General features: G+C 59.1%; 23 protein-coding genes and 5 pseudogenes. 15 read left to right on the top strand and 13 right to left on the bottom strand.

Annotated elements, in window-relative coordinates:
• The first annotated feature begins 255 nt into the window (after positions 1–255).
• Positions 256–903 (top strand): YceH family protein, encoded by a 648-nt coding sequence (locus AB4N76_RS03930; RefSeq protein ID WP_046032579.1) that lies wholly within the window; start codon positions 256–258, stop codon positions 901–903.
• Positions 904–1,161: 258 nt separating this feature from the next.
• Here AB4N76_RS03930 and AB4N76_RS03935 read toward each other — a convergent pair.
• Together AB4N76_RS03935 and AB4N76_RS03940 are read right to left on the bottom strand one after the other, a co-directional pair.
• Positions 1,162–1,681 (bottom strand): annotated as a pseudogene (locus AB4N76_RS03935) (cupin domain-containing protein).
• A 9-nt stretch (positions 1,682–1,690) separates the two neighbouring features.
• The gene (locus AB4N76_RS03940; protein WP_046032581.1) at positions 1,691–2,509 is read right to left on the bottom strand and encodes a shikimate 5-dehydrogenase; all 819 of its coding nucleotides are present in this window, start codon (positions 2,507–2,509) and stop codon (positions 1,691–1,693) included.
• A gap of 244 nt (positions 2,510–2,753) precedes the next feature.
• Between AB4N76_RS03940 and AB4N76_RS03945 the strand changes: the two genes are divergently transcribed.
• The 3 genes from AB4N76_RS03945 to AB4N76_RS03955 all read left to right on the top strand — a co-directional run bounded on the left by AB4N76_RS03945 (position 2,754) and on the right by AB4N76_RS03955 (position 3,837).
• Complete coding sequence (locus tag AB4N76_RS03945; protein WP_077431769.1) at positions 2,754–3,128, top strand: hypothetical protein; 375 nt, start codon at positions 2,754–2,756, stop codon at positions 3,126–3,128.
• Between the two features lie 231 nt (positions 3,129–3,359).
• Entirely contained in the window at positions 3,360–3,554 is a 195-nt protein-coding gene (locus AB4N76_RS03950) for a hypothetical protein (RefSeq protein WP_007944773.1), read from the top strand.
• 100 nt (positions 3,555–3,654) lie between these two features.
• The gene (locus AB4N76_RS03955) at positions 3,655–3,837 is read left to right on the top strand and encodes a hypothetical protein (protein WP_046032584.1); all 183 of its coding nucleotides are present in this window, start codon (positions 3,655–3,657) and stop codon (positions 3,835–3,837) included.
• On the opposite strand, the gene AB4N76_RS03960 is transcribed toward AB4N76_RS03955, so the two are convergent.
• Complete coding sequence (locus tag AB4N76_RS03960) at positions 3,834–4,895, bottom strand: AI-2E family transporter (protein WP_077431768.1); 1,062 nt, start codon at positions 4,893–4,895, stop codon at positions 3,834–3,836. The two genes, AB4N76_RS03955 and AB4N76_RS03960, sit on opposite strands and share 4 nt — an antisense overlap.
• A 178-nt stretch (positions 4,896–5,073) precedes the next feature.
• Between AB4N76_RS03960 and trhP the strand changes: the two genes are divergently transcribed.
• Positions 5,074–6,399, top strand: a complete 1,326-nt coding sequence (trhP, locus tag AB4N76_RS03965) for a prephenate-dependent tRNA uridine(34) hydroxylase TrhP (protein WP_046032586.1) — start codon at positions 5,074–5,076, stop codon at positions 6,397–6,399.
• 42 nt (positions 6,400–6,441) lie between these two features.
• Here trhP and AB4N76_RS03970 read toward each other — a convergent pair whose 3' ends face one another.
• Positions 6,442–7,305 carry a LysR family transcriptional regulator gene (locus AB4N76_RS03970; protein WP_046032587.1) on the bottom strand — a complete coding sequence of 288 codons (864 nt, stop codon included), beginning with the start codon at positions 7,303–7,305 and terminating at the stop codon, positions 6,442–6,444.
• A gap of 98 nt (positions 7,306–7,403) precedes the next feature.
• Between AB4N76_RS03970 and AB4N76_RS03975 the strand changes: the two genes are divergently transcribed.
• On the top strand, positions 7,404–8,330 hold the full coding sequence (locus AB4N76_RS03975; protein WP_460164179.1) for a DMT family transporter: 927 nt from the start codon (positions 7,404–7,406) through the stop codon (positions 8,328–8,330).
• 168 nt (positions 8,331–8,498) lie between these two features.
• Positions 8,499–9,818 (top strand): hypothetical protein, encoded by a 1,320-nt coding sequence (locus AB4N76_RS03980; protein WP_460164180.1) that lies wholly within the window; start codon positions 8,499–8,501, stop codon positions 9,816–9,818.
• A gap of 41 nt (positions 9,819–9,859) precedes the next feature.
• Here AB4N76_RS03980 and AB4N76_RS03985 read toward each other — a convergent pair whose 3' ends face one another.
• The gene (locus tag AB4N76_RS03985) at positions 9,860–10,573 is read right to left on the bottom strand and encodes a FadR/GntR family transcriptional regulator (protein ID WP_077431764.1); all 714 of its coding nucleotides are present in this window, start codon (positions 10,571–10,573) and stop codon (positions 9,860–9,862) included.
• Positions 10,574–10,853: 280 nt separating this feature from the next.
• Here AB4N76_RS03985 and AB4N76_RS03990 point away from each other — a divergent pair, with 280 nt between their 5' ends.
• A complete protein-coding gene (locus AB4N76_RS03990; protein ID WP_046032591.1) occupies positions 10,854–12,200 on the top strand; it encodes an MFS transporter in 1,347 nt (448 codons plus the stop codon).
• Between the two features lie 24 nt (positions 12,201–12,224).
• Positions 12,225–13,568, top strand: coding sequence for a glucarate dehydratase (gudD, locus tag AB4N76_RS03995; protein ID WP_460164181.1), 1,344 nt, complete (start codon positions 12,225–12,227; stop codon positions 13,566–13,568).
• A gap of 1 nt (position 13,569) precedes the next feature.
• Here gudD and AB4N76_RS04000 read toward each other — a convergent pair whose 3' ends face one another.
• Positions 13,570–14,463 (bottom strand): LysR family transcriptional regulator, encoded by an 894-nt coding sequence (locus tag AB4N76_RS04000; protein WP_109786656.1) that lies wholly within the window; start codon positions 14,461–14,463, stop codon positions 13,570–13,572.
• 162 nt (positions 14,464–14,625) lie between these two features.
• Between AB4N76_RS04000 and ampC the strand changes: the two genes are divergently transcribed.
• On the top strand, positions 14,626–15,792 hold the full coding sequence (gene ampC / locus AB4N76_RS04005) for a class C beta-lactamase (RefSeq protein WP_460164182.1): 1,167 nt from the start codon (positions 14,626–14,628) through the stop codon (positions 15,790–15,792).
• Positions 15,793–16,005: 213 nt separating this feature from the next.
• Here ampC and AB4N76_RS04010 read toward each other — a convergent pair whose 3' ends face one another.
• Positions 16,006–16,377 (bottom strand): DUF6124 family protein, encoded by a 372-nt coding sequence (locus AB4N76_RS04010; protein WP_046032595.1) that lies wholly within the window; start codon positions 16,375–16,377, stop codon positions 16,006–16,008.
• 260 nt (positions 16,378–16,637) lie between these two features.
• A pseudogene (locus AB4N76_RS04015) lies at positions 16,638–17,208 on the bottom strand (DUF4174 domain-containing protein).
• Positions 17,209–17,387: 179 nt separating this feature from the next.
• Here AB4N76_RS04015 and AB4N76_RS04020 point away from each other — a divergent pair.
• Complete coding sequence (locus tag AB4N76_RS04020; protein WP_046032597.1) at positions 17,388–17,756, top strand: VOC family protein; 369 nt, start codon at positions 17,388–17,390, stop codon at positions 17,754–17,756.
• Between the two features lie 20 nt (positions 17,757–17,776).
• On the opposite strand, the gene AB4N76_RS04025 is transcribed toward AB4N76_RS04020, so the two are convergent.
• Both AB4N76_RS04025 and AB4N76_RS04030 read right to left on the bottom strand, forming a co-directional pair.
• On the bottom strand, positions 17,777–18,562 hold the full coding sequence (locus tag AB4N76_RS04025) for a sulfite exporter TauE/SafE family protein (protein ID WP_077431761.1): 786 nt from the start codon (positions 18,560–18,562) through the stop codon (positions 17,777–17,779).
• A 227-nt stretch (positions 18,563–18,789) separates the two neighbouring features.
• Entirely contained in the window at positions 18,790–19,539 is a 750-nt protein-coding gene (locus AB4N76_RS04030; RefSeq protein ID WP_077431760.1) for a hypothetical protein, read from the bottom strand.
• Between the two features lie 232 nt (positions 19,540–19,771).
• Between AB4N76_RS04030 and AB4N76_RS04035 the strand changes: the two genes are divergently transcribed.
• Both AB4N76_RS04035 and AB4N76_RS04040 read left to right on the top strand, forming a co-directional pair.
• Positions 19,772–20,593, top strand: a complete 822-nt coding sequence (locus AB4N76_RS04035) for an aldo/keto reductase (protein ID WP_046032600.1) — start codon at positions 19,772–19,774, stop codon at positions 20,591–20,593.
• Positions 20,594–20,623: 30 nt separating this feature from the next.
• A pseudogene (locus AB4N76_RS04040) lies at positions 20,624–21,093 on the top strand (DUF1810 domain-containing protein).
• Here AB4N76_RS04040 and AB4N76_RS04045 read toward each other — a convergent pair.
• A pseudogene (locus AB4N76_RS04045) lies at positions 21,058–23,419 on the bottom strand (DNA polymerase II). The pseudogenes AB4N76_RS04040 and AB4N76_RS04045 overlap by 36 nt on opposite strands.
• A 221-nt stretch (positions 23,420–23,640) precedes the next feature.
• Between AB4N76_RS04045 and AB4N76_RS04050 the strand changes: the two are divergent.
• Complete coding sequence (locus tag AB4N76_RS04050; protein ID WP_046032603.1) at positions 23,641–24,081, top strand: CBS domain-containing protein; 441 nt, start codon at positions 23,641–23,643, stop codon at positions 24,079–24,081.
• A 131-nt stretch (positions 24,082–24,212) separates the two neighbouring features.
• On the opposite strand, the gene AB4N76_RS04055 is transcribed toward AB4N76_RS04050, so the two are convergent.
• Positions 24,213–24,836 (bottom strand): glutathione S-transferase N-terminal domain-containing protein, encoded by a 624-nt coding sequence (locus tag AB4N76_RS04055; protein WP_046032604.1) that lies wholly within the window; start codon positions 24,834–24,836, stop codon positions 24,213–24,215.
• 61 nt (positions 24,837–24,897) lie between these two features.
• Positions 24,898–25,517: pseudogene (locus AB4N76_RS04060) on the bottom strand (cysteine hydrolase family protein).
• Between the two features lie 219 nt (positions 25,518–25,736).
• Here AB4N76_RS04060 and AB4N76_RS04065 point away from each other — a divergent pair.
• Positions 25,737–26,294, top strand: coding sequence for a phage infection protein (locus tag AB4N76_RS04065; RefSeq protein WP_460164183.1), 558 nt, complete (start codon positions 25,737–25,739; stop codon positions 26,292–26,294).
• Positions 26,295–26,364: the final 70 nt, after the last annotated feature.

The following is a 26,364-nucleotide window of genomic DNA, read 5'->3' on the forward strand; positions in this document are numbered from 1 at the left end:
CACCGAGTGACTCGATGCATGGGGCAGAAGTTCGGGGCGATGCGGCCAGAGGCCACGACGCCTTGTACGGCGCGCACGACGTCGCGCGAGCCCGCCTAAGGTGCCCGCGCTTTTGTAAAAAAGTCGTTAATATTTCATCTAGGTTTCGTCATGGTTACTGCGGGGCGCACGACGAATTCAGTTGCCATTGGCGCTCGCCAATCTAAAGTGCATCCAGGCACGTGAAAAACATGAACCGGGCAAGGATTCGCAACCATGAGCACTGAGCAAGAAACAACCTCTGACGAGCCGCGACTTAGCAGCACGGAAATCCGCATTTTGGGCTCGCTGATCGAGAAACAGGCCACCAGCCCCGAAACGTATCCGCTGACCCTCAATGCCCTGGTGATCGCCTGCAACCAGAAAACCAGCCGCGAACCGGTGATGAACCTGACCCAGGGTCAGGTCGGCCAGAGCCTGCGGGCGCTGGAAGGACGCGGCTTCGCCAAACTGGTGATGGGCAGCCGCGCGGATCGCTGGGAGCACAAGGTCGACAAAGCCCTGGAACTGGTGCCGGCACAAGTGATTTTGACAGGCCTGTTGTTCTTGCGCGGCCCGCAGACGACCAATGAATTACTGACCCGCAGCGGGCGCATGCATGAGTTTGAAGACGCCGAACAGGTGGTGCATCAGCTGGAACGTTTGATTGCCCGGGGCTTGGCACTGTTGATTCCAAAGCAGGCCGGCCAGCGGGAGGACCGGTATATGCATGCGTTGGGTGATCCGGCAGACATCGAGGTGATTCTGGCGGCACGGCACAATCCGGTGGAGCGAGGCAATGCCAGCGGGGTGTCGGTTGAGCGAATCGAAGAGCTTGAAGCGCGAATTGCCGCGCTGGAAGAACGCCTGGCCCGCCTCGAATAACCCGTAGCAGCTCGTCCGGCTTGTAGCAGCCGTCGAGCAGCGCGAGGCTGCGTCCGGCTTGTAGCAGCTGTCGAGCAGCGCGAGGCTGCGTCCGGCTTGTAGCAGCTGTCGAGCAGCGCGAGGCTGCGTCCGGCGGCGAAGCCGTCGTGAGTCAGGCTAACGCTGTCTGTCTGAAACACCGCAAGTTCTGGTTCAGCGCCTGCTTCGCAGTCGGACGCAGCCTCGCGCTGCTCGACAGCTGCTACACGCTGCTACAGGTTACTCACCGTCCCAATAATCCACGCCGTCGCCCGGCCGGGCGATGGCAACGAAGCCCGAAGCCTTGCCCTCGGCATCCACCTTGAAATCATCCATCACCGCATATTTACCGGAATCCGGGTACTCGCAAATTTCCGGTGATTGCTGAGTGCTCACCGCCAGATAGCGCAGTTCAGCGTTGCTGGTATTGATGATCTGATGCGCCGCTTCCGGACCACCTGACGGACAAGCAATCACGTCGCCCGCACGGATGGGAAAACGCTCGGTCCCGAGGCGTACCTCCCCTGCCCCGGCCACGACGTAAAACATCTCCTCGTTGACCCGATGGCTAGTGAAACGGGCTGCCACGCATGCCCGGTTCCAGCGCATACAGCCGATACCCAAGCTTTTGCGCGCCCAATTGCTGGCCAACGCGAGCGAAACGCTGCTGGTAGCGACCGGCCGTGTCGCCGGTAGGAGCCAGGGCTTCGGGCAACGGTTCAAGATCGACCTGGTTCAGATTGAGAATGCGCGGGTGCATAGGCACCTCCTAGCTGCGGGCAAATTCCACGGCTTTGTGAAACTGCTCATCCGTGGGCCTTACACCGGTGTACAACACAAACTGCTCCAGTGCCTGGATCGCGATCACTTCCAGCCCCGTGATGACCCGCTTGCCTTGCGCACGACCGCTCACGATCAGCGGTGTTTCCGAGGGAATCGCCACCACATCGAAGACAGTCTGCGCGCTGGCAATCGCGTGCGCATCAAACGCCAGTTGATCAGCTTCCGGACCGCCCGTCATGCCAATCGGTGTGACGTTGATCAGCATTTGCGGGCGCTGTGCGCCCAGTTCCGCTTGCCATTGGTAGCCCAGCGACTCAGCCAGGGCGCGTCCGGCGCGTTCATTTCGGGCGACGATCAAACCGTTTTTGTAGCCGCCATCACGCAACGCGCTGGCCACGGCCTTGGCCATGCCGCCGCTGCCGCGCAGGGCAAAGGTCGACTCTTTGGGCACTTCGTGGGTCTTGAGCAGTTGTTCGATGGCAATGTAATCGGTGTTGTACGCCTTTAAATGGCCATCGGTATTAACGATGGTGTTGATTGATTGAATGGCCGCCGCCGAGGCGTCCAGTTCATCAACCAGCTCGATACACGCTTCCTTGAACGGCATCGACACCCCGCAGCCACGAATGCCCAAGGCGCGAATACCGCCGACAGCGCCGGGCAAATCCTGGCTGCTGAAGGCCTTGTAATAGAAATTCAGGCCCAGTTGTTCATACAGGTGATTGTGAAACCGCAGGCCGAAGTTGCCGGGACGCCCGGAGAGCGACATGCACAGCTGAGTGTCTCGGTTGGGGTTCATCTGCATGAAACTTTCTCCTTCAATAGCACTTTCAGATGGACGGGATTAGCCAATCCATCGGGTCTGATCGATCATAATCAAAGGCCTGCGCGAGGTAGCGCGGGTCCGTCAGGAAATCGGTACAGACCTTACACAAAATTTACCTATCGGCCGTGCTGTTTTTCAAAAAAGCTGTCTTAGAGGTATCCCCGCGACAATCCTTGGGTCTATTGCAGACGCAAGCGCCGGGTCGAAAAGACGAGGATTTATCATGAACCGTAAAATCACCACAGTGGCCTTGCTGATCGGCGCACTCGCTGTCGCAGGGCAGGCACAAGCCCATGGCGGTGGTTGTGGTAACTGCTGGCAAGGTCCGGCGATTTTTGGTGCGCTCGTCGGCTCGGCCATTGTCGGTTCGGCCGTGATCAACGCCAACCGGCCGGTCTATGTTCAACAACCGGTTTACGCTCAGCCGACGCCGGTTTACATGCAACAACCGCCACCGGTTTATTACCAGCCTGCACCGGTCTACGTGCAACAGCCGGTCTACTACGCCCCGGCACCGGTTTACTACGGTCCGCCACGTGGTTATTACGGCCCGCCGCGCGGTTACTATGGCCCTCCCCGTGGCTATGGCCACTGGTAACAGCATTCCCCGGCCCCGCCTCAACAGCGGGGCTTTTTTGTGACCGTTCGTCGGCGAACGTCTGGATAAATCGCGTCAAGGTCGCTGCGGGGACAGAGTGGGTGGTTCAAATGGGCAAGATTGACATGACCCGCCCTCGCCTTGCGCCAAACGGTCATATTTTTGTCATATCAGGTCCGCAAGCTTGGATCTGTCCGCAAACAACAGGTTGATAACAACAAGGACGACCTCATGCCTACGCAAAACCCGCACCGCATTGTCGGTTTGTGCACTTCCAGCAAGGTGTACAACGCTTTGACCGAACTCAAGCACCTGGAAGGCCATCGCAGCGCCAAGTTTCTTTCGCTGCTGGCGGAAAACCTGGTACGCAAGGGCCTGCTCAACGAACACGAAGTGGTTCACATGCTGGATCTGGTCGTCGACTGAGGCGAACACTCATCGGCGTCAATGACCACTATCGAACGTGTTGATTGTCCGTTCCTGCGCGAGGTCCTTAAGGTAGCTCCATAGATTGATGGAGGTACTTATGTCCCAGGTTCAGATCATGTCCGTTATCGGCAGCGCCGTTCCCTCATCGCTTAGAGAACTGGGTTTGCTTGCCTGTTGGTATCTGGTGCAGGACGGCGAAGCGATCAGCGGTCCGCTCACCTCGCTACCCGCCGCCCAGGCCTTGTCGCAGCGCATCGGCCAAGGCCTGCTCAGCGCCTAAGGCAACTGCACCCGCGGTTTGGTTTCGATGAAAATGTCCCAACTCGACATGAACAGGGCCGCGATCAGCGGCCCGATAACGAAACCGTTGAGGCCAAAGATCGCCAGACCGCCCAGTGTCGAGATGAGGATGAGGTAGTCCGGCATCTTGGTGTCCTTGCCCACCAGGATCGGTCGCAAGACGTTATCCACCAGGCCAATCACAAAAACCCCGTACAGCCCCAACGCCACACCCTGCCAGATCGCCCCGCTGAGCAGGAATAACGCCGCCACCGGCGCCCAGACGATCCCTGCCCCCACCGCTGGCAACAGCGACAAAAACGCCATCAGCACCGCCCAGAGCAACGCGCTCGGGATGTCCAGAAACCAGAATATTGCCCCACCCAAAGCGCCCTGCGTGATCGCCACCAGCAGGTTGCCCTTGACCGTCGCCCGCACCACGCGATTGAACTTGAGTTGCAAGCGACGCTTCTGGTGCTCCTCCAGCGGCACCGCCGCGCGAACCTTGCGTGCCAGTTCGGCGCCGTCGCGCAAAAAGAAATAGAGCAAATACAGCATGATGAAAAAACTCACCACAAAATCAAACGTGCCCTGGCCGAAGCTGAACGCCTGAGTGGCGAAAAACTCATTGCCCGTCACCGCGCTCTTGATGATTTTCTCCCGCAGCCCGCTCAATTCGCCCACCCCGAACCGGTCAAGCAGGTGCTGGAAGTACGGCGGCAGGCTGTGCTTGAAATGCGAGACGAACCCGGCGATATCCAGTTCACCACTTTCGATGCTTTTGTACAGCGTGGTCCCCTCTTGAACCAGCAGGAAGCCAAGGATGATCACCGGCAGGATCGCAATCACCAGACAGATACTGAGCGTGAACAGTGACGTCAGGTTGCGCTCCCACCCCAGTTTCAATTGCAGTCGGCGCTGCATCGGCGCAAAGAGGATGCCGAGGATCACCGCCCAAAACACCGCACCGTAAAACGGCAGCAGAATCCAGATGAAGGCGGCGGTCACCAGCCATAGCAAGATCACCAGTGATCGGTTGTGTACGGTTTCTTCGCTCATGTCCGGTCCGTGTCAGTGCGCAGGGGGACGCAGGCTCTTGTACTGACGAGCCTTTCTGATACTTAGTCCGCCACGGTTCGCGCGAGTGCCATCCGTTTGTTCATCAAGCATAGATCCAGATCAATAAACCCCTCGGGCAAGCCGATTACGCTCCTTGGCTTTTGCGACCGACACTGCCATGACTCCCCTCGCCCCCGAACTGCTCGCCCCTGCCGGCACCTTGAAAAACATGCGTTATGCCTTCGCCTACGGCGCCGATGCGGTGTACGCCGGCCAGCCGCGCTACAGCTTGCGGGTACGCAATAACGAATTCGATCACGCCAACCTCGCCCTCGGCATCAAGGAGGCCCAGGCCCAGGGCAAGCGTTTTTACGTGGTGGTGAACATTGCGCCGCATAACGCCAAGCTCAAGACCTTCCTCAAGGACCTGGCACCCGTAATCGCCATGGCGCCGGACGCGCTGATCATGTCGGATCCGGGCCTGATCATGCTGGTGCGGCGACACTTTGCGCAGATGCCGATTCATCTGTCGGTGCAGGCCAACACCGTGAACTGGGCCAGTGTCGAGTTCTGGCAGCAACAGGGGTTGAGCCGGATCATCCTGTCGCGGGAACTCTCGCTGGAAGAAATCGGCGAAATCCGCGAACAGGTGCCGGCCATGGAGCTGGAGGTGTTTGTCCATGGCGCGTTGTGCATGGCCTATTCCGGGCGCTGCCTGTTGTCGGGCTACATGAACAAGCGCGATGCCAATCAAGGCAGTTGCACCAACGCCTGCCGCTGGAAATATTCGGCGCAGGAGGCCACGGAAAATCAGCTCGGCGAAATCGTCCAGCAATATCAACCCGAACCGACCCTGGGCCTCGGCCCCCCCACCGACCAGGTGTTCCTGTTGCAGGAAGCCAATCGGCCAGACGAACTGATGCCGGCCTTCGAGGACGAACACGGCACCTACATCATGAACGCCAAGGACCTGCGCGCCGTTCAGCACGTCGAGCGTCTGACGCACATGGGCGTGCACTCGCTGAAAATCGAAGGCCGGACCAAGTCCCATTTTTATTGCGCGCGCACTACGCAGGTGTATCGCCGGGCCATCGACGACGCCGTGGCCGGGCAAGCATTCGACCGCAGCCTGATGACCGACCTGGAGTCGTTGGCGCAGCGTGGCTACACCGAAGGATTTTTGCGACGGCATGTGCATGACGAATACCAGAACTACCAGAACGGCAGCTCGGTGTCGGAACGACAGCAGTTTGTCGGTGAACTGACCGGAGAGCGCCGCGATCGGCTGGCTGAGGTCAAGGTGAAAAACCGCTTTGGCCTGGGCGATCACATGGAACTGATGACCCCCAAGGGCAACTTCCATTTCGATTTACATCAGCTTCAGAACGCCAAAGGCGAACCGATTGAAGTCGCGCCGGGGGATGGGCACACGGTGTACTTGCCGATTCCGGACGCGGTGGATCTGAACTTCGGATTGCTGATGCGCGACGTCCGCGTGACCTGAGCTCCAAACACGAACGGAACTCTGTGGGAGCGAGTTTGCCAGTCACGCGAACTCCTCGCGCAGCATCGCCACAAACGCTTCGCGCGCCGGGTGAACCCCGGCGTTTTCATGCCAGTAAAACAAATTGTCGATAGCCGTCAGCTCAGGAAATTCATACCCCGCGCACCCCGCCCCCTTGGCGTACTGATCAAACACCCCTTTGGGCACTAACGCGACACCGGCACCCGCGCTGACACACCCGACAATCGCGCCATAACTCGCCAGACTGACAATCGGCAGCGCCAGCCCCTGACGCAACAACCAATGTTCCAGCGCCGCCCGATACGGACAACCCTGGGGCCACATGAAGACGGTCTTGTCCTGCAAATCCGCAATGCTGTGCACCGCTCCCAGCGACGTTGAGGCAATCAACAAAAGCTCTTCGCGGTACATCGGTGTGCGCTTGAGTTGAGCGCGCTCGACATCCACGGCGACGATGGCGCCGTCGAGCCGGTGGTTGAGTGTGTCGTCGAGCAATTGGCCCCAGCTGCCCGTGGTCAATTCCAGCGCAACTGCGGGATAGCGCTTGTGGAATTTCGCCAGCAGCCGCGGTAAGCGACCGGTGGCCGAGGACTCGATGGCGCCGATGCGCAGCGGCCCGGAGGGGTCGGCTGACGGGTCCAATGCGCGCTTGGCCTCAACGGTCAGCGCCAGAATTTTTGAGGCGTAGGACAAAAACGTTTGCCCCGCCGCGCTGATGCGCAGCCCTCGACCCTCGCGCAGAAACAGCGCCACCCCCAATTCCGTCTCCAGCGCCTTGATCCGCGCCGTGATATTGGATGGCACGCAATGCAGCAACTCGGCGGCCCGGGCGATGCTGCCGACATCGGCCACGGTCTTGAACATGCGAATCTGCGCCAGCTCCATAATCTTCACCAAAAGTGAACGGTCTACGCAGTATAAGTCAGTTGTGGAGAGCAATCCGAGTTCTGATACTCAATGCACCTACCTGATGGTGCACGACCATGAATTCACGCACGCACGCTCCCCGCTCGCCCTGGAAAATCATCCTCGCGATGGCTTTTGTCGTCGCGTGCTGGGGCTATTCACCGACCGGCATTCATATCGGATTGCAGGCCTATGACCCCGGACACCTGGCACTGCTGAGGTTTCTGATGGCCTCGGTGTTCATGGCGGTCGTCGCCGCGTTCAAAGGCATCCGCCTGCCCAGGCCTCGCGACCTGCCGTGGCTGGTTGCTCTCGGTTTTTTCGCGGTGAGCCTGCATCACGTCGTACTGAACATAGGCCAGCAGCATGTCACTGCCGGGGCTTCCAGCGTGTTGGCACAATCGACACCGTTGTTCAGCACGCTGCTGGCGCGTTTTGTGTTCAAGGATCGGGTCAGCTTCTGGCGCTGGGGCTGCATCGTGTCGGGAATGATTGGCGTGGTGATTGTGGTGGCCGGTGATCACGGACTGGGCGGCCTCGATGTTTACGGTTTGTTGATCTTGCTGGCAGCAGTGTCCTGGAGTTTTTACTTCGCCTTGCAGAAGCATCATTCCACGCGCTATGACGGCCTGACGCTGGTGTGTTACACGGTCTGGTCGGGCACGGCGTTGTTATTGATTTACCTGCCGGGATTGGCCAGCGAGGTCGTCAGCGCACCGGTTCATGTGCAGTGGGCGGTGCTGGCGTTGGGCATATTTCCCAGTGCGCTCGCCTATCTGGCGTGGGCGTTTGTGCTGACCCATGTGGACTTGAGCCGCGCAACCATGACGCTGTATCTGATCCCGCCGACCGCGATGGCCATCGCCGCTTACGCCTTGGGTGAACAGCCAACACTGATGGTCGGCGTCGGCGCCCTCGTGATTTTGATCAGTGTGCTGGCATTGAATATGGAACGACGCGCCACCGTTACCGCGAGCGGCCCGGTGCGCCCTGAACGGCGGTAGCGCCGGGTTAAAGAATTACTGGGGGCTGCCGACCTTTTCAGTTCACATGTATGTGGCACTTATCGCCATGGATTGCCTATGACCCGCTTTGTTGTTATCGGTTTGCTGACGTTGATTTCAGGTTGCGCCAGCAAGCCAGTACCTGCCCCCGCGCCCAAGATACCGCCCATGACAACGGAGGAAATGCTCGACGAGCCACTGCTGACTCACTCGGTCATGCGTGATGCAGACCTGCTCAGCTATCTGGTGAGCATTCCCGAGCGAAACATGAAAAACACGCAATCGACCTTGCAGATGCAAGCCAACTGCGACGCCACCGGTGCCACCGCCCTGTTCCTCGACACACGTATCGTCTCCGGTTCCAGCACCGGGTCCTACAAGTCGCCCAAGAACACTCCATTGTCTGCGCCACTGCTGGCTCGCCTGGCGCAGAACCCGAGCTTCGTCGAAGCCTGCGCGGAAACGCCCCCTGCGGATTGGCGTGTGGCCTTGGGCGGCGACACGGAACGCCGGCTGCTGATCGACCGCAACAGCTTCAAGGCACAAGGCAGTTCCGTGTTGTTCTGGGGCGCGATTGATGAGCCGGCATTGCTCACCGACGCGAGCTATAAAGTGTTATTCGGACAAACTCGCGGCCGTTATCAAGTCGATTGCAAGGGCCAGACCTACCGCGTATTGAGCGAGTTCAAACTGGACGAAAAAGACCAGATCACCCGAGGAACGCTGCTTGCCGACGCCCCGCAAACAACCTTCGAGCAAGGTGCGGATGTCCGGCCTTTGTTGAAAGCGGCCTGCGCCCCGGCCTCCCAACTGTCGACCCTGGCGCCCTACTCTCCCCGCCGTAAAGTGGCGCAGGTCTATCAATCCAGACCCGTTGCGGCAAACGTGCTCAAGTCGATTGCCGACCTGAACCTGGCACCGCCGGCCAAGGCGATCAAAAAGGTCGAGATACACTCGAAAAACGTCGGGTACCTGGGTGGCGCGCCGTCGCAAAGCGAGCAACGCTACGAAATCGATCCACAAAGTGGCCAGTTGAAATTGCAGTGGCCTGGCAAGGTGATAGACACCTACTCGGTCAATTTCCGCGGGCTGTTGACGCTACGCCTCGACAGCCAATACACCGACCGAAAACTGCCCGTGTCATACGCAATCGATACCGAAAACCTCACATTCACCGGCGACTGGAGAACGATGGCTGTCGGTTCATCGTTGGGCTATCACATCACCCAACAGCGTCGCAGCACGCTCAAGGGCACCTCGCTCAACAGCGAAAAACTCGAGTGTGTGGTCGAGCGCCAGATTGACGCCGTACAGGTCAACACTTCATTGCAAGGCGGCGCAAAAGAACTGGCGTGCACGATTGAAGGGGGTGAGCTCAAAGTGAGCGTGACGATGTATTACCTTCAGGATTACGGTTACTTCTTCCGGTCGCGCTATCAGGCTGGATCGATAACGGATGTGCGAACGACCTTGCTCGCTATCGAGTGAACTGACACAGAACCTGTGGCAAGCGCCTTCGCCACACAGTTTCAGCCACCCGGTGAAAACCGGTCGCGGCTGTTGGTCAGGTGCAGCCACATCGCCGCACGCGCCGCATCCGGGTCTTGCCGTTTGATGGCATTGAGAATCGCCTCGTGCTCGAGGTTGGCAAGCTGCCCGAGCTTGCTCAAATCTGCCGCACCGCGCTCGACGGCGTTGACGCGAGTCCGGGGAATCATCGCACTGCCCAGGTGCTGCATGATTTCGGTGAAACACACATTGCCGGTGGCTTCGGCGATCAACAGGTGAAAACGCCTGTCAGCCTCGACGCAGCTGTCGTTATTGGCCAGCAGGCTTTGATAGTCGTCCAGCGCTTCACGCATGTGCGCCAACTGCGCCGGCGTACGGCGTGTCGCCGCCAGTGCGGCGGCCTGAGTTTCCAGGCCCATGCGCAATTCCAGAATGCTGCGCACCCCCAGTGCAGTGTCGACATTCAACCGCAACCCTTGCTCAGGGGCACGCTCCAGCACAAAGGTGCCGATGCCATGTCGGGTTTCCACCAAGCCTGAAGCCTGCAACTTCGAAAGCGCCTCGCGCACAACGGTGCGACTCACCCCATGCTCCTGAACAATCGTGTTCTCCGACGGCAGCTTGTCGCCCGGCGACATCTGCCCGAGCAGGATGCTCTGGGTCAACTTGGCCACCAGGTCATGGGCCAGGTTGTGAGTGCGCTTGCGGGCAGGCGCGTCGAAGTCTTCTTGCATGGCGATCATCCAGAAACAGGGCTGGTTGAATCGTAGCACTGCGCCGGGCGGGAATCTCGACAAAACCTCGCCAACTTGTATGACAACACTCAACAAAACAACCAAACAGCGCCTTTTAAGACACAAGCACAACCCTGAAACAGAAGCCACACCTGCCAAAAAAGCGCCATTTTGTTGAGCAACCCCTATTGCGAAGCCAAAAAACCTAGTTGTATGATGTCTATCAACAACGCAACACCAGATACACCCCGCATAACAATAACGAGTGGGAGAAAATCCAGTGAATACATCCATACCCGGGATGAACGATGGCATCGATTGCGCCTTGAAATCAGCCATCGCGAAAGTGAAACGACATGTCCTTCCGCTGTTCGTCATCATGTTCATCGTCAACTACATCGACCGTGTGAACATCGGCTTCGTCCGCGCCCACATGGAACATGACCTAGGGATTGGCGCTGCCGCCTACGGCCTCGGGGCCGGGCTGTTCTTCATCGGTTACGCGCTGTTCGAAGTCCCCTCCAACCTCCTCCTGCAAAAAGTCGGCGCACGAATCTGGCTGACCCGCATCATGCTGACCTGGGGCCTGGTGGCCGCTGGCATGGCGTTCATCCAGAACGAAACCCACTTCTACATCCTGCGATTCCTGCTGGGCGTGGCCGAAGCCGGATTTTTCCCGGGGGTGATTTATTACTTCACTCGCTGGCTGCCGGGGGTTGAGCGCGGCAAGGCAATTGCGATCTTTCTCAGTGGCTCGGCGATCGCGTCGCTGATCTCCGGCCCGCTGTCCGGGTTACTCCTGCAAATCAGCGGCTTTGGCCTGCATGGCTGGCAATGGATGTACTTCATTGAAGGGATGTTTTCGGTCGGGTTGTGCGTGTTCGTCTGGTTCTGGCTGGACTCCAAACCCCACGACGCCAAATGGCTGAGCCGCGAAGAACAGGATGCGCTGGTCAATGCCATCGACGACGAGCAACAGGCCCGCGAAGCCGCGACACCGATCAAACCGTCGCTGGGCAAGCTGCTCAAGGATCGCCAGATCATTCTGTTTTGCCTGATCTACTTCTTTATCCAACTGACCATTTACGCGGCGACCTTCTGGCTGCCGAGCATCATCAAGAAGATGGGCGACCTCAGCGACATTCAGGTCGGGCTGTTCAACTCCATCCCGTGGTTGCTATCGATCGTCGGCATGTACGCGTTCGCAACGCTATCGACCAAGTGGAAACACCAGCAAGCCTGGGTCGCCGCCGCGCTGCTGATCGCCGCCGCCGGGATGTTCATGTCCACCACAGGCGGGCCGATCTTTGCCTTCGTTGCGATCTGCTTTGCCGCGCTGGGTTTCAAATCCGCTTCATCGCTGTTCTGGCCAATCCCGCAGGCGTATCTGGATGCGCGGATCGCCGCGGGCGTGATCGCGCTGATCAACTCGGTCGGCAACCTCGGCGGTTTCGTCGCACCGACCACCTTCGGCCTGCTGGAAGAACACACCGGCTCGATTCAGGGCGGGCTGTACGGGTTGGCAGCGACCTCAATCATCGCCGCGATCATTGTCTTCGCCGCCCGCAACAAACCGAAAACCGCGCCTACCACCGCACTGGGCAATCCAGCGCCCAATCACGCCTGATCTTTTGTTTTGAAGGATAAGAAAATGCACTCACAAGACACTGCAAAAGCGCCGATCATCACCAGCATGCAGGTGGTACCGGTGGCCGGCCACGATGGCATGCTGCTCAATCTGAGCGGCGCCCATGGCCCGTTTTTCACCCGCAACATCGTGATCCTCAAGGACAACGCCGGTCACACCGGTGTCGGCGAAGTCCCGGGTGGTGAGCGGATTCGCCAGACACTGGAAGACGCCCGCTCACTGGTCGTCGGCAGCCCGATTGGCACTTATCAGAAGATCCTTAATCAAGTGCGCCAGACCTTCGCCGATCGCGATGCCGGTGGTCGCGGTTTGCAGACGTTCGACCTGCGCATCACCATTCACGCGGTCACGGGACTTGAAGCCGCCCTGCTCGACTTGCTCGGCCAGCACCTCGACGTGCCGGTCGCCGCCCTGCTCGGCGAAGGTCAGCAGCGCGATGAAGTGAAAATGCTGGGTTATCTGTTTTACGTCGGTGATCGCCAGCAAACCGACCTGGCCTACCGCAGCGAACCGGAGGCCGACAACGACTGGTTCCGCATCCGTCACGAAAAAGCCATGACCGCCGACGCCGTGGTACGCCTGGCGGTCGCCGCGCATGACCGCTATGGCTTCAAGGACTTCAAACTCAAGGGCGGCGTGCTCAGCGGTGACGAGGAAATCGAAGCGGTCACAGCGCTGGCCGAACGCTTCCCGGATGCACGTATTACGCTCGATCCAAACGGTGCGTGGTCGCTCAAGGACGCCATTCGCTTGTGCCGTGATCAGCACCACGTTCTGGCATATGCCGAAGACCCATGCGGGGCGGAAAACGGTTACTCGGGCCGCGAAGTCATGGCCGAGTTCCGCCGTGCCACCGGCCTGAAAACCGCCACCAACATGATCGCCACCGACTGGCGGGAAATGGGCCACGCCATTCAATTGCAATCGGTCGACATTCCTCTGGCCGATCCGCATTTCTGGACGATGCAGGGCTCGGTTCGCGTGGCGCAGATGTGCCACGAATGGGGCCTGACCTGGGGATCGCATTCCAACAACCACTTCGATATTTCCCTGGCGATGTTCACCCACGTCGCGGCGGCCGCACCGGGCGACATCACCGCCATCGACACCCACTGGATCTGGCAGGACGGCCAGCGCCTGACCAAAGCTCCGCTGCAAATCGTCGGCGGCTGTGTGCAAGTGCCGAAGAAACCGGGGCTAGGGGTTGAACTGGACATGGATCAGTTGGCCAAGGCCCATGAGCTGTACAAAAGCATGGGGTTGGGCGCACGAGATGACAGCGTGGCGATGCAGTTTTTGATCCCGGGCTGGAAGTTCGATAACAAGCGGCCGAGCCTGGTGCGCTGAGTCACTGGTCGCGCGGGAGTTGGTCTTGCGCGACCTGAAGTAGCCAGTCCTTGAACGCCGTCATGGCCGCCGTTTCAGTGCGGGACTGCAAGCGGGTCAGCCAGTAGCTGCCGGTAGTGATACCAATTGCGAAAGGCTGCTCGATCGCACCTGCCGCCAGTTGCCGGGAAAACATCAGCGGCGGCGCCAGTGCGATACCGGCGCCCTGAAGCGCGGCCTCCATCATCGCCAGTGAAGAGTCGAAAACGATGCTCTTGGCGGGCGGTGTATTGGCCGGTAATCCGCAGGCCTGAAACCACTCGGACCATTCGTCTGTACGGTAGGAACGTAGCAAGGTTTGTTGCAACAGATCCTCAGGCGACTGCAATTGCCGGGCAAGTTCAGGAACGCATAACACCGACAGCGGCGCATCGATCAACCGCAACGCTTCAACGCCATGCCAGGCGCCGGCGCCAAATCGAATGGCGTAATCCAGACCTTCGGCGGCGACGTCCACACGGTTATTGTTGGTCGACAGGCGTAAATCTATGTACGGATGTTTCACATGAAAATCCGCCAGGCGTGGCAGCAACCACCCCACCGCAAACGTGCCCACCGCTCCCACCGATAACACCTCCCGATAATGCCCGCCTTCAAAGCGTTCGAGGGTTTCAGCGATTCGGTCGAAAGACTCGCGCAATACCGGCAGCAAGGTTTCCCCCTCGCTGGTCAGCATCAGCCCGCGTGGCAAGCGTTTGAACAGGGTCACGTTCAGTTGCGCCTCAAGACTTTTGACCTGATGACTCACCGCCGCCGGCGTCACGAACAGCTCCACCGCCGCCCGCGTGAAACTCAAATGACGCGCGGACGCCTCGAAAGCGCGCAATGCATTTAGCGGCAAGTGAGGACGAATCATGCCAACTCCATAATTTTTCTAATGGCTAACCCGAGATTTCGTCGTTTGTCGAAGTTCGGCAGACTGCCTAGATTCTGCTCGCCTGTTAGCTAGCCCGTTTTGCAAGAGCGCATGGAGTGTAGCGGGTTAACATCATCACAACTCATGAAGAGTGAATCAGACATGTATCAATACAAACTGCCAAGGCTAGCGACCTACAGCGTTTTCGCACTTCTGCTCGGCACAGCGCCGTGTTTCGCTGCAACACCGTCCGACCAGCAGCTCGAAGCCTTGGTCAACGCCACCGTCGGCCCGGTGATGCAGCAACAGAACATCACGGGGCTCGCCGTTGCGATCACCCAAAATGGTCAGCAGCATTACTTTAATTACGGCGTAGCATCCAAAGAGGATGGCAAACCGGTCAGCCAGGACACCCTGTTCGAAATCGGTTCGGTCAGCAAAACCTTCACTGCCACGCTGGCCGCCTATGCACAGGCCAGCGGCAAACTGTCCCTGTCCGATACAGCCAGCGCTGTTTTACCGGCCTTGCGCGGCAGTGCGTTCGACCACATCAGCGTATTGCAATTGGCCACTTACACCGCTGGCGGGTTGCCGCTGCAGTTCCCCGACAACGCATACCACGCGGATAAGATGCTGGGTTATTTCAAGCAGTGGACCCCGGTGTATCCCGCCGGAACCCATCGCCAGTATTCGAACCCAAGCATAGGGCTATCCGGTTACCTCGCCGCCTACAGCATGGGCCAGCCGTTCGATACGCTGTTGGAAAAGTCCTTGTTGCCGAAACTGGGCCTTGAGCACACCTACCTCAATGTCCCCAAAAACCAGATGGGGCTTTACGCGCAGGGGTACAACAAAGACGACAAGCCGGTGCGTGTCGAGCCGGGTGCTCTGGACTCCGAAGCCTACGGCGTGAAAACCAGCGCCTCGGACTTACTGCGTTTTGTCGAAGCGAACATGAAACCGGCAGGGCTGGAAAAGCCGCTACAGCAAGCCATTGCCACCACCCACACCGGTTATTACACCGTGGGCAACATGACGCAGGGGCTGGCCTGGGAGCTCTACCCCTACCCGGTCACGCTGGATCGGCTGCTTGCCGGTAATTCGACCGAGATGGCCATGCAAGCTCACAAGGTCCAGTGGCTGAACCCGCCGCAGCCACAACAGGAAAACCTGTTGTTCAACAAAACCGGTTCAACGGGTGGCTTTGGTGCCTATGTCGCGTTCGTACACTCGAAGGACATAGGCATCGTGATCCTGGCCAACAAAAATTACCCAAACCCGGAACGCATCAAAATCGCCCACACGATATTGAGTGCCCTGACCGAATAACCAAGAGCAACGCGACTCCTGTAGCAGCTGCCGAGCCCGCGAGGCTGCGCTCGGCGACGAAGTCGTCGTGAAATCAGACGATGCAGTTTTTCAGGAAAACCGCGTCCGCCGGGTTTACGACGACTTCGTCGCCGAACGCAGCCCTCACAGGCCCGGCAGCTACAGACGGATGGGTGACCCTTTGAGGTCACCCATTGTCGTTATGTCGCTCGCTTAATGCCGAGTCACTGGCGAACCGTCAGACGCATCGTCCTGCGGAACAAGGTTGTCCCGCACCTGGGTCACCAACAATTCAGCGATCATCGCCAACTGCTGGATCGAAAAGATTTCACCACGGTTCGGCGCGTCCAGTTTTGCCGCAAAATTCTCGAGCAGGGCATTCAGCGATGCGAGGGTTTCGCTGGCTTGCCTTAGCAGCGTCAGCGTGTCGACGCCGGGGACAACGGCGAATATCTGCCGAGCAGTGGGAACACGCCTGGGGCGTGGAATGACCGCCACTTCTGCGGTACCACACACCTTCACAGAATCGGGATGATCGGCATCGGTGGGCGTTTGCGGTTGTTGAGGCTTACTGATCTTTTTCACAGGCGGGGCTCCTTTTTCCACGGGGGTTTTCGTCCTTGGGTCCCTCAATATCACGGACTTCAACAAAGGCTAGCGGTGCGCGCTGTAGGGCACCAGTTCATCAAGTGCTACACAACTTGAAGGAAATGTCCGAGGCCCGTGAAGGCGGGTACTTCACCTGCAAAAAAAATGGGCGATCGTTTAGATCGCCCATTGTCATGACGGTGACTGAAATCGGCGTTCAATCCCACCCATCAAAAGGAACAGACGCCCTCAACGTTTCAGTCATCCGGCATTTCCGGGGGCTTGGCCGGTTTGCCCGCTTTGCCAGCCTTTGCGCCCTTGGTGCCTTTGGCCCCATTGACGGGTTCGGCTTCAGCCGGGGGCTACGACCGCTGGCGCGGTGGCTTCTTTTTCAGCCGCTGGCAGGGCATCGATGGTGTCGAAAATCTTCTTCAAATCGACGGACTTTGACTCATCCCCCGAACTCTCAAGCTTCTTCTCGCCGTCCTTGCCGATCAGGATCACTTTGGGCAACGCCCCCGCACCAAGTTTCAGCGAGCGGATCAGTGCCATGGTGTCCTGCTGACCGAGGTCCCTGCCGTCAAGCTGCCCGAACATGTTCAGCACGCTGTACACCTTGATATTGCGTTGAGCGATCCCCTCTTTGTTGGCCGGATCAGCCAGCGACTTTTTCAGTCCCGTCCAGACCGGGTCGACGGTACTGGGCGCGATAACAATCAATGGCCTAAACCTGCCCTTGTCTATATCCAGCGGTGAATCGCCCTCGGCTGCGAACAAGGGACCGGCGAAAGCCAGCAAGGTTGTCAGGGTCAAAAACCTGATGAGCATGCGCATCTCCTTTTGATAACCACGCTCTAATGATTGCGCATCGCGGCGTTCGTTCCGGTGACGCACCGCAATTGTGTTTCGCCTTGACCCAAGCTTAGGTCAGGGCGGTCATTGCGCAACAGGCTGAGCTACTCTCATCACTTAAAACGACCCACCTGAACCGCCGTGAGGACAACTCCATGAGCGCTCAGTTGAACCACACCATCGTCTGGTGCCGCGACAAACAGGTTTCCGCGAATTTCCTCGCCGAACTCCTCGGCCTGCCCGCTCCCGAGCCTTTCGGCCCCATGCTGGTCGTCAAGTTCGATAACGGCGTGTCGCTGGATTTCTACAACAATGAGCCGCCGATTGCGTCCCAGCACTATGCGTTTTTGATCGGTGACGATGACTTCGACAACGCGTTCGCGCGCCTGCAAGCATGCGGACAGCCTTGGTGGGCTGATCCGGGCAAGCAGCGGCCGAAGGAAATCAATGAGTACGCAGGGGGACGGCGGGTGTATTTCGATGACCCGGACGGGCATCTGCTGGAAATTTTCACCCGCGAGTGAAGCTGGCGCATGGGGTTGAATCAGAACGCCAGTTTGTAACCGATCAAAACCAACATGGTTGCCAGGCACGGGCGCAACAGTTCATCGGAGATGCGCCCGGTCAAATGGCTGCCCAACCAGATACCCGGCAGCGAACCGATCAGCAGGTAACCCAGCACATGCCAATCCATGTTGCCCATGCTCGCATGGCCGAGCCCGGCGACCAGCGTCAGTGGCACGGCGTGGGCGATTTCCGTACCGACGAGGCGGCGGGTTGGCAACAGCGGATACAGGATGAACAGTGCGACGGTGCCCAGGGCGCCGGCACCAATGGACGTCAACGCAACCATGGTGCCCAGCACCAGGCCCGTGATGACGGTCATCACATTGAGGCGCGAACCGCTGGGGTTATAGTTGCCACCCGCGCGTTTGTGCGCGAAATCGAGCAGGCGTTTCTTGAACAGAATCGCCAGCGCCGTGGCGAACAGGACGAACCCCAGCGCTTGTTTGATGATGGCATTCATCGTTTCAGGCGCGGTGTGCAAGCTGCTCAGGAACCACAACGTCAACGCCACTGCTGGCACGCTGCCGAGGGTCAGCCAGCCGGTAATCGCCCAGTCGATGTTGTTGTTTTTGCGGTGAACCAGCACGCCACTGGATTTGGTGATTGCCGCGTACAGCAAATCGGTGCCGACAGCCGTCGCGGGGTTAATACCGAACCACAACAGGATCGGGGTCATCAATGACCCGCCACCGACGCCCGTCATGCCGACAATAAAGCCAACGACCAACCCGGCAATGACCAACCCGATGTTCACTAATTCCATTGATACGTCCACAAAGATCGCAGGAGAAATCTGGCCCGCAGCATAGCGATTTTTCTTATAACCACTTATATCGATGCGAACTATCGTTATACCCGAGACACAACTATCCCCCATTCCCCTGTAGGAGCTGAGCTTGCTCGCGATAGCGGTATAACATTCAACATATGTGGTGGCTCAAAGTCCGCTATCGCGAGCAAGCTCAGCTCCTATAGGGTTTGTGTCGGGGTTTATTGCACCGGCAGGAAATTCAGAAACAACAGACTCTGCGCGTAGTTCAAGCCAATGCGCCGGTAGCGTTCGTCCAGCATCTGCGTCAGCAAATCCAGGCGTGCGACGATTTTGCCGAACTCCACGGCAAAACTCAGGTTGCTGCCCTCCTCCGAAATTTCATTGGAAAACAGCAACGGCTCGCCATTGCTGTTTTGCCGTTGGCTGAGGATCCACGTGGCGATCTCGATGTTGCGCGCGGCATTGCTGACGAACGTCGGGTTGATCGCATCCGTCATGTAGAACTCCAGGCGATTGCCGTGAGCGGTCACCAGCATGCTGCCGATGGCATAGATGAAGGCACCGACCCGGTCACCGAGAAATTCCGGGCTCATGGCATACCGAAGGGCCGCCAGGTCTTTTTTACCGCCCAGGGTGGGCAACGGCTGTTGCAGCTCGATGGCCATGCGCACTTGTTTGCCAGCGGTTCGGGCATCGAGGAAACCGGATTTCTTCAGCTCATCGGGGTTGCGCAGGTAAAGCTTGCTCATCAGCAGGTAGAGGCTGTCGAGGTTGTCACGCATTGTCAGCGTGGCCATGCGGTCGACGCTGGTCTGCAGGAATTCCTGCGGCCTGCCTTCACGGAACTGGCTGACGATGTCGTTGCCCTGCTGCTGGCTGCAACCGCTGACAAAGAGCATTGTCAGGCAGGCCGAAAGCAGGCAACAGCGGTGGATCGGTGAGGTGATACGGGGTAAAACTCGAGCCATGGGTTCTTGAACTTGGGCATGGGCCGACGGTGGGGATCGCCGCCGGCTGCCCAAGGATAGAGCCACCAAAACCAGAAAAGTGCAGTGCCGGTGGTCCGTGGGCAACGATACCGACAATCTGCAGCTGAGATTTCGTCGTGTTCGCTATCACCAACTATCTAGTGCGCTGCGGAACCACCGGGTCATTTTGCTGCCCATTTAATATCCACCGAATTACAGACAGGAGGTTTTCATGCGGACCCTCGAATTGGCCGGCGCCCAGGTCCCGGTCATCGGCCAGGGCACTTGGCGCATGGGCGAGGATCGCTCGGCGCACCGGCATGAAGTCGCCGCCCTGCGGCTGGGTATCGAGTTAGGCATGACGTTGATCGATACCGCCGAAATGTACGCTGAAGGCGGTGCCGAGGAAGTGGTCGCTGAAGCCATCAGTGGTCTGCGTGACAACGTCTTTCTGGTCAGCAAGGTCTACCCCCACAACGCCAGCTGCAAAGGCATTCCCCAGGCCTGCGAGCGCAGCCTTCGGCGTCTGAACACCGATTACATCGACTTGTACCTGCTGCACTGGCGTGGCCAGTATTCCCTGGAGGAAACCGTCGAAGCCTTCGAACGCCTGCGTGAAGACGGCAAGATCGGTCGTTGGGGCGTGTCCAATTTCGATGTGGACGACCTGCAAGAACTCGACTCACCGGCCTGCGCCACCAATCAGGTGCTCTACAACCTGGAAGAGCGCGGCATCGAATTTGATTTGCTGCCCTGGAGCCAACAGCATCGCCAGCCATTGATGGCTTACTGCCCGATCGGTCAGGGCGGGCAAATGCTGGCCCATCCGGCGCTGAAAAAGGTTGCCGCCCGTCATGGGGCGTCACCGGCTCAAGTAGCGCTGGCATGGATTCTGCGGCAGAGCGGCGTGATCGCCATCCCCAAAGCGGTCAAACCTGAACACGTGCAATTGAATGCGCAAGCCGCGCAGTTGCGGCTCGAACCCGGGGATCTGGAGGCGCTGGATCACGCGTTTCACGCGCCACAACGCAAACATCGGTTGGCCATGGTCTGAACCATCGCCGATTTGCCAGAGGGCATGTGCATGAGAAGCACCGATCAGCTCGACGCTTTTAATTTGCCACGCTTCGTCCAGGCTCAAGACCCGGTATTCAAATGGGTACAGGAAGAACTGCACGCCGGAAAAAAAGCCGCCACTGGATGTGGTTCATCTTTCCGCAGCTTGCCGGGTTAGGCGGAAGCGAGATGTCCCGCCACTTCGCCATACGCTCCGACGAGGAAGCCGCGGCGTATCTGGAGCATCCACTGCTGGGCCCAAGGCTACGCACGTGCACGCAATTGGTCCTGAACGTCAAACAACGCTCGATCGCCGATATCTTCGGCCATCCTGATGACCTGAAATTTCACTCCTCGATGACCCTGTTTGCCCAGGTCGCCCCCGACGGCAGCGTTTTCCATCGAGCCCTCGAGCAATATTTCCACGGCATACGGGATGACTGGACGCTGTCTCTGCTGGACCTAAAACAAGCCCATTTGCCCACCAATCAGCGTTGAGAAGTCGTCGTCCACAAACGGCAGGATCGCATCCGCCACCGGTTGCAGCTGCCGGGTGACGTAGTGGTCATAGTCGATGGGCGCGCTGCGGATCTCCAGCGGCTCGGGCCCGGCGACGGTGATCACGTAGCTGATCCAGCCGCCGTTCTGGTACTGACGCGGGCGACCCTGCCGGTCATTGAAATCATCGGCGATGCGCGCGGCGCGCACGTGGGGCGGCACGTTGCGCTCGTAGTCATCGAGGGTGCGGCGCAGACGCTTGCGGTAAATCAGACGGTCGTCGAACTCGCCGGCCAGGGTCTTGCGCACGTAATCGCGAACGTAATCCTGATACGGCTTGCGATGGAAGATCCGCGAGTACAGCTCCTGCTGGAATTGCCGGGCCAGTGGCGACCAGTCGGTGCGCACGGTTTCCAGGCCTTTGTAGACCATTTCATCAGAGCCATCGGCGCGCGTGACCAGGCCGGCATAACGCTTCTTGCTGCCCTCCTCCGCACCACGGATGGTTGGCATCAGAAAGCGCTTGTAGTGGGTTTCGAACTGCAACTCCAACGCACTTTCCAGTCCGTACTCCGCCCGCACATGCTCGCGCCACCACTGGTTGACGTGATCGACCAACGCAAAACCGATCTGCGCGGCTTCCTCCTGTCCGTGGGCCCGGCGCAGCCAGACGAACGTAGAGTCGGTATCGCCATAAATCACTGTGTGGCCCTGGGCTTCGATCAACTGCCGGGTGCGCAGCATGATTTCGTGACCGCGCAAGGTAATGGACGAAGCCAGGCGCGTGTCGAAGAAGCGGCAGCCGCTGGAACCGAGCACGCCGTAGAAGGCATTCATGATGATCTTCAGCGCCTGGGACAGCGGTGCGTTGTGTTCGCGCTTGGCGGTCTCGCGACCTTCGGCCACCCGGGCGACGATGGCGGGCAGGCAATGCCGGGTTCTGGAAAAACGTGCCCCGCGAGAAACCCGGTACCGAGTCTCTGTCGTCGGGGTGTTGCAAGCCCTCGATCAGCCCGACCGGGTCGATCAGAAAGGTACGGATGATCGACGGATAAAGGCTTTTGTAGTCGAGCACCAGCACTGACTCGTACAGGCCCGGCTGTGAGTCCATGACAAAGCCGCCGGGGCTGGCCTGCGGTGACTGGCGGCCAAGGTTGGGCGCGACAAAGCCCTGGCGGTGCATCAGCGGCATGTACAAGTGGGTGAACGCCGCCACCGAACCACCGCTGCGATCGGCCGGCAAACCGGTGACGCTGGCCCGTTCCAGCAGGAAAGTCAGCAACTGGGTCTTGGCGAAAATCCGCGTCACCAGTTCGCAGTCTTTGAGGTTGTACGTGGCGAGGGCCGGTTTGTCCTCGGCGAACATCCGGTTGATTTCGTCCATGCGCTGGTAAGGCGTGCTGATTGACTTGCCCTCACCGAGCAGGGTTTGCGCGACGTTTTCCAGGCTGAACGACGGGAAGTTCCAGGTCGCCGAGCGCAGGGACTCAATACCGTCGATGATCAACCGCCCTGCCGCCGAGGCGAAATAATGGTTGCGACTGCCGTGCTCGCGCCATTGCATCTCTTCACCGCCACGCCCCAGCTTGAGCGGGACCGCCAGGCGCCGAGCGTGTTCATGGAGCACGCGCAGGTCGAACTGCACGACGTTCCAGCCGATGATTGCGTCGGGGTCGTGGCGGGCAAACCATTCATTGAGCTTTTTCAGCAGCACGGTTCGCGAGTCGCAGTACTCGAGCTGGAAATCCACCTGGCTGTCGTCGCCGTTGGGCGGTCCGAGCATGTACACCTGCCGCTCGCCGCAGCCTTCCAGCGCAATGGAATACAACTCGCCCTGCGCGGTGGTTTCGATGTCCAGTGAGACCAGGCGCAGCGTTGGTCGGTAGTCTGGATCGGGTTTCATCTGCGCGTCGAGCAACAGGCCCTGCGCATCGGGCGTGCCGCCAAAAATCACCGGCGCCGTGATGAACCGCTCCATCATGTAGCGCTCCGGCGGGCGCACGTCGCCCTCGAACATCTCGACGCCGGCCTTGCGCAGCGCGGTTTCCAGGCGCATCAACTGACCGTGCTGCTGGCAATACAAGCCGAGCACCGGGCGGTGCTCGAAATCCAGCAGGGCCAGGGGCTTGAGCTCGACGTTTTTCTCGCCGTGCAGCACTGCCTCAGCCTGCTCGCGCTGCTGCGCCGCAATGAACCCCACCGACGGCTGATGAGGCAGGCGGATGCGCCGGGGACCGGAGTCGGTCGCCAGCCAGAACTCGACTTCCGTACCGGCCGGGGTGTCGCGCCAATGCCGGGTCAGGACGAAGCCCTGCTGTAAGTCCACCACTGCAACCTCACGTTTTGTTCAGGCTGCAATTCTACCCGTCATCAAGGGCCAGCGGGTCAGGGGTGAGAATTTCCCTTGGCACGCCCCTTTCGACGAAGCTTTACCAAAGAAAAACCGCCGAATGACGTTTTTTGAGTGTTATCTGCCGCTTTCTCCCTTGCCCTCAGCGCTTGCGTCTACGATTCTTCAAGAACAACGACAACACCCGAGAAACCGCCATGAAAACCGTCGCTCAACTGCTCAAGCTCAAAGATCAGAAGAATCAGGAAGTGCATCAGATCAAGCCTGATCATATGGTGCTGGAAGCACTGATGAAGATGGCCGAGAAAAACGTCGGTGCCTTGCTGGTGGTAGAAAATGACGAAGTGCTGGGCATCATCAGTGAACGCGACTACGCCCGCAAACTGGTGCTGCATGGCCGCTCCTCGGTCGGCACGCCGGTGCGCGACATCATGGTGTCCCCAGTCATTACCGTGGACACCCATCAAACCGTCGATACGTGCCTGGGCATCATGTCCGACAGACGCCTGCGTCACTTGCCGGTGGTGGAAAACGGCAAGTTGATCGGTTTGTTGTCGATCGGCGACCTGGTCAAGGAGGCCATTGCCGAGCAGGCTGAACTGATTCAACAACTGGAGCAGTACATCCGCGGCGAATAATCCGAACACACTACAAAAACCTGTGGGAGCCGGGCTTGCCCGCGATGGGATCAACCCGGTTCGACGTCAAACCGGGTCGCCTGCATCGCGGGCAAGCCCGGCGCCTACAGCTCACCGTTGATCTTTTGTGTTCAGGTTGGCCAATGCCGCGCGAAGACCGGTGCCAAGGTTGGGTGCCGGTCTATACGCTCAAGCCATGCAAAAAAACCGGGTCGGGTGCGGCGTAAATGCTCCCGGCTGCCCGCCCATCTCGACACCACCGCCGCCAGTACATCCAGCGCTCCCGGCGTCTCATCGCCCAGATACAGCTCGCCGGAAAACTGATCGGCAAACACCTCCCAGCTCCAGTGCAAGCGTGTGCGGGCGCCGGCCATGAGATTTTGTCTGGACGACTCATCCGCCTCGATCAACCAGCGTTCGGGGTAATCGATAATGCCGATGGCGGTGTAGCAATTGCAGATGATGAACGCCAGGCCCCTAATGGCTTGATCGCGATCAGCGGCCAGCTTCGGCAGCAGGTTCGACTCGGGAAAGGTCAGCCCGAGATGAATCAGGATCGCCGCGCTTTCGCTCAGCACACTGCCATCGGGTAATTGCAGGGTTGGGATTTGTTTGAGCGGGTTGAGTTTTTCCAGCGCGTGGGCGGCCTCTAGCGAAGATTCGACGTCGATGAAGCGATAAGGAATTTCACAGAGTTCGAGGGCAGCCTCTATCGCCGCCGCGCCGGAATTCTGGTGTCCATAAAGTTGGTACATGGTGCGGCCTCCTGGCGTGACAAAAATGAAGGATCAAGAGAGGCGCCATCTGCTGGCCGTACTAGCCCAGCGCTGCGATCAACTCGGCCGTCGTGACAATCGAATGCGCATACGTCGGCCCGTTGATCTCATGCGCGGCATGCATGGCTTCTGCACTGAACGCGGCGGTGGCGTCGCGCACCAGCGTCACGTGATAGCCCAGTTCAGCGGCAAACTTGCCGGTGGTTTCGATGCAGGTATTGGCGAGCATCCCCACCACCACGACCTTGTCGATCCCGTGTTGCTTGAGCAAAAAGTCCAGGTCGGTGTTGGCGAAACCGCTGCCGCCCCAGTGTTCCTTGACGATCACGTCGCCCGCCTCGGGATGGAAGTCCGGGTGCCATTCCCCGCCCCAGGCTCCCGCCGCAAACACTTGCGCGCTGCTGGCCCCTTGTTGATAAGGGCTGGGATGCTGCCAGTGGGCCAGGTCATCCGGTTCGGCGCGGTGGTGGGGTACATAGAAAACCCGGATCCCGGCATGGCGAGCGGCCGACACCACGGCCTTCAGATTGGCCAGCGTGCCGACGCTGTCAGCCACCGGTTTGGCCCGACCGTGAAGTTTGCCCCCTTCGCTGAGGAAGTCGTTGTAGGGTCCACCAGCAGCAGGCCGGTGTGTTCGGCAACATAAGAACTGGTATTCATGATTGGCTCCTCGGGGGCACGCGCCAGCTAACCAGTGTAGAAGTGCCGCTCAACCCTACCCGCGCTATCCGACGACTGAACCATCACGCCTGCGTGGGGTGACTTTCATCACCTATCAATACCGTCGATGTTCACAATCACAGCAATGAAGTTCTCATAAAAAATCGTCGGCGTAACATCCGCTCCATACCAACCAATAACACCCCGGAGCACACCCTCATGAAACGCCAAACTCTTCTCAGCATCGCTTTCTCGGTTTTTGCAGTTAACGCTTTTGCCGATACCTCTGCTCAACCTGTCGTCGCCGAAGGCGGCTCGGATCGCCTGATTGAAAGCCGTGTGGCTGAAGGAGGTTCGGATCGTTTGATCGAGAATCGTGTTGCCGCTGATGGTTCCGACCGTCTGACGCAGAACCGCGTTGCTGAAGGTGGCTCCGACCGCCTGATCGAGAATCGTGTTGCCGCGGATGGTTCCGACCGTCTGATGCAGAACCGCGTTGCCGAAGGTGGCTCCGACCGTCTGATCGAAAACCGCGTTGCCGCTGATGGTTCCGACCGTCTGATGCAGAACCGCGTTGCTGAAGGTGGCTCCGACCGTCTGATCGAAAACCGCGTTGCCGCTGATGGTTCCGACCGTCTGATGCAAAACCGCGTGGCCGAAGGTGGCTCCGACCGTCTGATCGAAAACCGCGTTGCCGCTGATGGTTCCGACCGTCTGATGCAAAACCGCGTGGCCGAAGGTGGCTCCGACCGTTTGATCGAAAGCCGTGCGGCATAAATGCAGGGTTTTACCGCAGGACTCAATGAAAAACCCGGCCTCACCCGCCGGGTTTTTTTACGTCTGTTTT

The organism is Pseudomonas sp. S2_F03, from assembly GCF_054668335.1.